General features: G+C 50.3%; 10 protein-coding genes. 3 read left to right on the forward strand and 7 right to left on the reverse strand.

Annotated elements, in window-relative coordinates:
- The 6 genes from H5T41_10315 to H5T41_10340 all read right to left on the reverse strand — a co-directional run.
- Positions 1-346: alcohol dehydrogenase catalytic domain-containing protein (locus H5T41_10315; GenBank protein ID MBC7109155.1), on the reverse strand; the 346-nt coding region annotated here is incomplete at its 3' end.
- Positions 347-417: 71 nt separating this feature from the next.
- Positions 418-1,431: an inositol 2-dehydrogenase gene (gene iolG / locus H5T41_10320; protein MBC7109156.1), complete on the reverse strand. Its 1,014-nt coding sequence runs from the start codon at positions 1,429-1,431 to the stop codon at positions 418-420.
- A gap of 25 nt (positions 1,432-1,456) precedes the next feature.
- The gene (locus tag H5T41_10325; protein ID MBC7109157.1) at positions 1,457-2,281 is read right to left on the reverse strand and encodes a carbohydrate ABC transporter permease; all 825 of its coding nucleotides are present in this window, start codon (positions 2,279-2,281) and stop codon (positions 1,457-1,459) included.
- Positions 2,278-3,063: a sugar ABC transporter permease gene (locus tag H5T41_10330; GenBank protein ID MBC7109158.1), complete on the reverse strand. Its 786-nt coding sequence runs from the start codon at positions 3,061-3,063 to the stop codon at positions 2,278-2,280. Before H5T41_10330 ends, H5T41_10325 begins: the two co-directional genes overlap by 4 nt.
- A 152-nt stretch (positions 3,064-3,215) precedes the next feature.
- Positions 3,216-4,634 (reverse strand): extracellular solute-binding protein, encoded by a 1,419-nt coding sequence (locus tag H5T41_10335; protein ID MBC7109159.1) that lies wholly within the window; start codon positions 4,632-4,634, stop codon positions 3,216-3,218.
- A 58-nt stretch (positions 4,635-4,692) separates the two neighbouring features.
- The gene (locus H5T41_10340) at positions 4,693-6,033 is read right to left on the reverse strand and encodes a DegT/DnrJ/EryC1/StrS family aminotransferase (GenBank protein ID MBC7109160.1); all 1,341 of its coding nucleotides are present in this window, start codon (positions 6,031-6,033) and stop codon (positions 4,693-4,695) included.
- A 318-nt stretch (positions 6,034-6,351) separates the two neighbouring features.
- Here H5T41_10340 and H5T41_10345 point away from each other — a divergent pair, with 318 nt between their 5' ends.
- Genes H5T41_10345 through H5T41_10355 form a run of 3 tightly spaced genes read left to right on the forward strand, consistent with a single transcriptional unit; the run spans position 6,352 to position 7,445 of the window.
- Entirely contained in the window at positions 6,352-6,714 is a 363-nt protein-coding gene (locus H5T41_10345; protein ID MBC7109161.1) for a transposase, read from the forward strand.
- A 17-nt stretch (positions 6,715-6,731) separates the two neighbouring features.
- A complete protein-coding gene (locus H5T41_10350) occupies positions 6,732-6,881 on the forward strand; it encodes a transposase (protein ID MBC7109162.1) in 150 nt (49 codons plus the stop codon).
- 42 nt (positions 6,882-6,923) lie between these two features.
- A complete protein-coding gene (locus tag H5T41_10355; protein MBC7109163.1) occupies positions 6,924-7,445 on the forward strand; it encodes a transposase in 522 nt (173 codons plus the stop codon).
- 22 nt (positions 7,446-7,467) lie between these two features.
- On the opposite strand, the gene H5T41_10360 is transcribed toward H5T41_10355, so the two are convergent.
- The coding region (locus tag H5T41_10360; GenBank protein ID MBC7109164.1) for an HAD-IIB family hydrolase at positions 7,468-7,857 on the reverse strand (390 nt) is incomplete at its 5' end.

The following is a 7,857-nucleotide window of genomic DNA, read 5'->3' on the forward strand; positions in this document are numbered from 1 at the left end:
CCCCAACTTTCAGATCTTTGCCCTCCGGACCGGGGCCGAGCTCCACCACCTCGCCCGCGAACTCATGGCCGATCACGGTGGGAAATTTTGTGAGTCCTGGATACAGCATATAGCCGTCTTGATCGGTTTCGTAGAAATGTACATCCGACCCGCAAATTCCGCAGGCTTTCACGCGGAGAAGGACCTGTCCTGGCCCGGGTTTGGGATCAGGGATGTCTTTAAGCTCGAGTTTCGGATAGCGCCAGATGCTTGCGCCCTCGATGGCTTTTCCGGTTCTCCGTTCAAACTCCGAGACCTGATAAGTGGGCCGCGGATCCCATTTGGCCTCCAAAACCAACGCCTTCACCTTTCCTCCTTTCGCAAACGTTTGTAAGCTTGATTATACTCAAAACTCTCGTACTCACAAATTTCAAAAGTTTAAGCTAGTGTCGGATCGATCTCGCTCAAGCGAACCAGGCGGCCTTCTGTCAGGGATCTTTTAGCTGCATACCCCATTACCACCGCAACCTTTCCGTCCCAACCGGTCACTGGAGGGCTCTTTCCTTCGCGCACAGCTTCAATAAAAGCGCGCATTTCCTCAATATAAGCTTCACGATAGCGCTCCATAAAGAAGTAATGTAAGGGAGCTGAGGTATACCCTTGCTCCGTGGCCAAGTATGTGGCATGCGGTCGAGGGTTCTCCGCAAAAAGTGCGCCTTTCTCTCCCAAAATCTCAATCCGCTGATCATGCCCATATACGGCTTTTCGACAGTTGGTGATGACCCCCAATGCTCCGCTTTTGAACCGGAGGATAACCACTGCGGTGTCCACATCACCCGCAGCCCCGATTTCCGGGTCCACCAGGACAGACCCTGTGGCGTACACCTCCTCCACCTCCCCTAGGAGGAAACGGGCCATGTCGAAGTCGTGAATGGTCATGTCGAGGAAGATCCCCCCTGAGACCCGAACGTAGGAGATGGGCGGAGGCGCAGGATCGTAGCTTGTGATCTTGAGAAGCCAAGGCTTTCCGATTACTCCTTGGGAGAGAAGTTCCCGCAGGCGGCGAAAATGGGGGTCGAAGCGGCGGTGAAACCCCACCTGCAGGATTACTCCGGCTTTCTTCACGGCCGCCAAAATCGTGTCGATCTCGGAGAGATCTAATGCCAAAGGTTTTTCACAAAAGATGTGTTTTCCCGCGGCCGCGGCAGCCTGAATGATCTCAGCATGGGTGTGAGTGCTAGTACAAACAAGAACTGCCTCAATCTCCGAGTCATATAAGAGTTCATGGTAATCGCCAGTGATTTTGGGAATATTGAGTTCTCGAGCCAGGTTTATCGCTGCTTCCTTGAACACATCCGCCACCGCGACCAACTTTGTATTTTTTAACTCTCCCACTAAATTACTAGCGTGAAGTCTCCCGATCCTTCCTGCTCCAATTAAACCGATTTTCAAAGGCTGTGCCATCCTGTCCTCTCCTTTACCTAACAGCCCCTAACGCCAATCCTTGGACAATGTACTTTTGGAGCACAAGAGCCATAAAAAGCACCGGCAGAGTGGCCATAGTCGCAGTAGCTGAAACCGCCCCCCACATGAGGCCGTGGGCTTCCCTCATACCCGCAATGGCTACAGGCAGAGTCATAGCATGACTGCGTGTGAGGATTAAGGCAAAGAGGAAATCGTTCCAAGACCAAATAAAGCAGAAGAGAGCTGTTACTACAATCCCTGGAGCAATGAGAGGAAGAGTAACACGACGGATAACTCCAAGATGAGAACAGCCATCTATCATTGCGGCCTCTTCCAGTTCTCGAGGAACCTCTGCTACAAATCCTTTTATCATCCACACAGCAAAGGGAATAGTAATAATAAGATGAGGAATAATTACCGCAATATGAGTGTCCAAAAGGTGAAGTTGGTTCATCATCAGGAAAAAAGGCACCGCAGCGACTATAGGAGGGAAAAATTTCAGCGAAAGAATCCAGAAAGGCAATGTGTCGCCTCCTACTCGATATCGAGCAAAAGCGTATCCGCTTAACAATCCCACCAAAATAGCAATGGCTGTAGCCGATGAGGAAATGATAAGACTATTAACAAAGAACTGCCATTTTGTCTCAATGGCAAAGCGCCAGTGTTCTAGTGTAGGACGCATTGTTAGAAAACACGGCGGAGATCGCATTAACTCGTCCGAAGGTTGAAAAGAGGTGAGAAGCATCCAATAAACGGGGAAAAGTGTGAAAACTAAAGCAAGCCCAATGATAAAATATATAAAAAATTTGCTGAGAAACCTTTGCATACGCAAGCTCATCTTCGTTCCCTCCCTATTATTTTAAGAAATATAGTGACTCCAACAGAAAGCAGCATGGCGAGTACCCAAGCAGCACTTGAGGCTCGTCCAATGTCCCAGTAACGGAACCCCATAAGGTAGGTATAGATACCGATGGTCTCGGTGGCAGTACCCGGCCCCCCCATAGTCAAAACATAAATAATATCGAAGCTCTGGAGTATGGCCAGGGCTCGCATAACGATGACCAAGGCAATCACCGGTTTAAGAAGAGGGAGGGTCAAGTACCAGAATATCTGCAGACCCGAGGCACCATCAACCTTTGCGCTCTCGTACGGTTCCGTAGGTAAAGAAACTAACCCCGCTAAGAGCACCCCCATCATGAACGGTGTCCACTGCCACGTGTCAATAAGAACCACCGTAAGCAATGCAGTGCTGGCAGAGGTGTGCCAGAGGGCACTGGGTAGACCCATCGCGTTAAGAAAGTAGTTGATGGGGCCAGAGCGTGTCTCAAAAAGAAGTCGGCCCATGTACCCAACCACTACCGGGGTAATCATCATAGGGATGAGAAGAAGCGGCTGTACCATCTTTTTTCCCCGAAATTTACGCGTAAGCAAGATGGCTAACCCAAAGCCAATGGGGAACTGCAAGCCAAGTTCTCCCAGCAAAAGCAGCCCTGTCACCTTTAGAGCGTTATGAAAACGTGGATCGGTAAAGAGATGAATGTAATTTTTAAACCCTACAAAGGGATGTCGCGGCATTCGCAGGTCATAAAGGCGAAAACTTACGGTGAGGGAATAAATCATAGGAAAGATAACAACCAAAATTAGTATAATTATAGTGGGTAACACTAAAAACAATGGACCACGTCGCCTTCTGGTCATCCTTCATCCCTTCTAACCCGCTAAAATAACGGGGGGACTACACAAAGTCCCCCCGTTCCTCGGTTTGGGGGAGATTAGCGCCACAACTTAGCGTAGAACTCCTTCTGAGATTCCCGCCCAAAGCGGTCGGTGATCTTGTTCCACTCCGCAGCAACCATGTTCAACGCTTCTTGCGCGGTAGCGATCTCGCCTGCCAAATACTTTGAGATATAGAGATCGAGCTTATCCATGTACTCAAATGCGCCTGGAATCTTCAGGCACGGGAAGCCATGCTGTAACGCATCGAGCTCACTGTTCAGGAATTGATCAATACCGGGCACCTGGGCGCGCCACAGTGGAGAGTTCACGTGAGAGTAGCGGTTTGGATCCCAGCCACTTTCAGGGCTCATAACCCACTTAAGACTTACCGCGCCAGCGCCAAACATGTAGTTAAGTACGGCCCAAGCAGCGTCCTTGTTCTTGCTGTCACGACAAATAGAGGCTACCCACGCGGAGTCCACCAGAGTGTATTGATAATATACACCGTCCTTAACCATGCCTGGTATGGGAGCAATGCCTAGTCTGGGCTCCGGAGGGCTCGCTACCGGCAAAGGAGCGAGTTCTTTGAAACGACGACCTTCATCAGGCCAATGTATCCATATGGCCACCCGACCGTCTTTCATAGTGGCATTAAAGAGCTCGTCCCACTCCCATCCAAGCACACCGGGCGGTGAGTACTTGAGAAGTTCCTTCATGTTCTCCAGGGCTGCCACTGCAGCTGGCGAGTTAATTAAGGGTTCCATAGTCTCAGGATCAAAATAGTGAGGGTTGGGAGCGCTGAAAGGGATGTACCGAAAGAGGTACCAGTAATAGACACGGCCACGTTTAGCCTGATCGGCATAACCGTAAAAGTCTTTGGTCAGAATGCTTCCGGCCAGCTTCTCTCCCTTCTTACGGGTAAAAAACTCTGCCAAGTCTACTATTTGATCCCATGTTTTAGGCGGGTCAGGAAGTTCGTACCCATACCTGGCCTTGAATGCAGCTCTTTCTTCGGGGTTTTCGAAGAGGTCTTTACGGTAATAAAGAAGAAACGTGTCCCCATCCAAAGTTACAGAATAGATTTGGCCGCCCCACATGTTATGGAAATCCCGAAATCCCGGAAGATAGTCACCGAAAGCAAAATCGTCGCCTGTTTTTATGATAAAATCGTCCAGAGGAACGAGATAAGGCTCGAAGTCGCCAATCCACGCGGAATTATACTGTACGATATCAAAAGCCCCAGTACGAGCAGTAAGCTCAAGAAGTACGCGAGAATATATCTCTTCGGGGCTAATCTCCACCACATTAAGCGTTATTCCTAAACGCTCTCTTATGTTTTGGGCCTCCATGTACCAGGGAGTAGCATGATGCCCAGAATGAACCGCAACCGTGATCGTAACCCCTTCAAAGGGTTTCTCCGCAGCTAAACATCCCACAAACAAAACCCCGCACAGAAGTATTAACCATTTTTTCATCACGCTCGACCTCCTTTCATCAATTTTTGCTTCTCAAAAGCCTTATTTTTGTCAGCTCTCACCTCCTTTCTGTGAGGGAAGTTATCTCCCCAAGGGCAAAAGCCTCTTCCTCAGGCAATTTTACCGATTCCAAAACTTCATCTAAGTTGACGAACACCTTATGGATAGCCTCGCCCCAAAGTTCTACGGTTTCCTCCGACTGCGCAAAAAGGGGATATCGTTCTGAGCCGATTACGATGGAAGAATTAAGAAGTTTCATTGTCTCTGGATATTCAAGGGGATTATAATTAATTTGCCTTGCTCCGGGGAAACTCCACGGAAAACCCTTGCCAAATCCCTCTTTCTTTTGAAAGAGGGGGTTGGCCGGCAAGGGAAAAGTCTGCCACAAGACCGCAGGAACACCCTCCGCCTGCAATGCTAGGAGAACTTTGTCCCTAAATGCCGTGTCCTTCTCCTTAACGCCCAACTTTTCCGGCAAGAGTCGGGCGCGATATTTATGGTAAACGTGAGTTCTATCGGGAGGACAATATGGAAGCTCAATGCCTTCGATCTTCTTCAAAAAAGCATTAAGAACTGCGGCGTTGCGACGAGCATTTTCGTTGATCTCGTCCAAACGCTCAAGCTGAGCTCGGGCAATGGCTGCGGTGAGCTCCGGCATTCGGTAGTTCCACCCTAGAGTGTGCGCTACGTAAGAGCGACGCTCCTTCTCTCGAACTTGCTCTCCGAACATGCGGACCATGTCTGCGCGTAACCAATACTCTTTATGGTTAGTAACAAAAAGACCACCTTCACCTGCTTGAAGATTTTTCGTTTGGTTTAAGCTAAAGGCTGCCATATCCCCCAAGGTACCAACCTTTTTCCCTTTGTACGTTGCACCTGGAGCCTGAGCAGCGTCTTCTATGAGCACTAAACCATATTTAGAAGCCATTGAACATATCTCGTCCATGTCCGCTGGTAAGCCATGAATATGAACAGCAATAATCGCCTTAGTATTTTCGGATATTTTTTCCTCAATTTGTTGTGGATCTAAATTAAAAGTTTTCGGGTCGATGTCAACAAAGACAGGAATTGCACCCTGATGCATAGCAGCTGTAGCAGAAGCAAGAAAGGAAAAAGCACTCGTAATAACTTCGTCACCGGGCCCTATTCCCGCTGCCGCAACGGCTATATGCAATGCTGCTGTACCGCTATTGACTGCAATGCAGTATTTTACCCCTAAATAATGTGCAAATTCCTCTTGCAGCGCCTTTACTTGAGGGGCATAAGCCCCTGCTAAGATTCCTGAATTAAGAACCTCGTTAATCAAAGAGCGATCACGTGGTGTAATCTGAGGCCACGGTACAAGAAGATCACTTGGTACGGTAGGCACACCGCCATTAATAGCAAGCTTGTTACTCATTTGAAAACCCTCCTCTTCTTTATTAGTTATGCAAACGTTAACATCATAGTATAAAGCGCCGACTGCCCTAGTGTCAAGGAGACACTTGTCACCCAGAGTAACTGCTTGGCAGAGCCCAACAAGTTTCCTAGCTAAGTGTAAGTGAGAAAGAACAACAAGAAAATGGCCATGCAAACCAGGGTAGTGTCTCAGGAAGTGTGTCCGTGGGGCAGCATGGTAGCCTTCCCGTTGGAAGAGACTAGCGAAAGGAGGGAAAGCTACCATGCAGAAGGAAACCCGTGACGAGATCACAAAGGGGTTCGCGGAGGAGCTCAGGCGATGGTCCGAAACATTCTGGAAAGCCTCATGCGGGAAAAAAGGGAGATCTATCTTAGGGAGCACCCAACTAAGGCGAACGGCTACTACACCCGGGACCTCCTCACCCTCACCAGCCCACTTGAGAACCTTAGAGTTCCCCGCGTCCGGGAAGGGGATTTCAAACCCGAAGATCCCGTCCTATCGGAAGCGCGCCTCGTTGGAACCTTCCGAGGCCATCCTCACCCTGTACGCCGTCGGGGTGAGCACCAGGAACATTTCCCGCTTTCTGGAAGGCGTTTACGGCGCTTTTTACTCCCCGCAAAGCGTCTCCCGTCTCCTCGCGGTCGCCGAGGAACAGGTGAGACTCTCGGGAAAGGCCCCTAGCGGAGGAGTACTACGCGGTGTTTCTAGATGGGACTTTCCTTCCCACCCGCCGTGGAAAAACGGCCAAGGAACCGGTGTACATGGCCCTGGCGATCAAGTCGAATGGGCGCTGGGAGATCCTCGGGTTTTGGCTGTTTGGGGCGGAAGGGGAAAGCGCCAAGAATTAGGAGGAGGTACTCAAAGACCTGAAACGACGGGGGATCCAAACGGTGCGAATCTTCATTACCGATGATCTTCCGGGTTTAGAGGAGGCGATCAAGAAGATCTTTCCAAAAGCCGATTGGCAGCTGCGCGTTCTTCATGCAGTCCGCGATGCGTTGAACAAGGCTCACAAGGCGGACCGGGAGGCGCTGGCTGAGGATCTCAAGCGGGTGTACCGCGCAGAAACCGAGGGGGAGGCTAGGGAAGCGCTACAGAACCTTCGGGAACGCTGGGGTGTAATCTATCCCAAGATCGTGGAACGCTGGGAGGCCAAAACCTATGCGCTATTGACGTTTCTTCGTCATCCTAAGCCCATCCGGCGGTATTTGTACACCACGAATCAACTGGAGCGGCTGGCGAAGGAGGTGAAGCGCCGAACGAAGGTGGTGGAGGTGTTCTGTGGAGAGGAGGCGGTGGAAAAGCTTTTGTACCTGGTTTTGAGTCACTTGAACGTGGCATGGGGAGCGCGAAGGCTGCGGGGATTTGCGGAAATCGAGATGGGAAGCTACTATGCTGACCTGACACACTAAACGGGCCACTATGTGAACAAGCCTACGGGGGTCCGCAAAAATTTCCTAGCTCTAGAGGGTTTTTCACAACGCGCTTCGCTCGCGCCCTGACCCAAATCGGAGCGTGAGCCATGGCTACTCCTAAGCCCGCTATCTCGATCATGGAAACGTCGCTTTCTTGATCGCCTACGGCCACTACCCGCTCGAGAGATACCCCCAACTGCGCACACAGCCATGCCAACGCTTCCCCCTTGGATACCCCAGGAGGCAGTACCTCCAAAAAATTCTGTTCGGATTGAACCACTGTCAGCCCTAAACTTACAAGAGTCGCTTTCAGCTCCCTCAGACACGGAGGGTCGCCGATCAAAAGCATCTTCAGCGGGTTTTCCTGAGCCAATTTTTCAAGCGAAAACACGCAGCGTATTTTAAGCCC

It is taken from the genome of Methanomassiliicoccales archaeon (assembly GCA_014361295.1).
Classification (GTDB): Archaea; Thermoplasmatota; Thermoplasmata; order Methanomassiliicoccales; family JACIVX01; genus JACIVX01.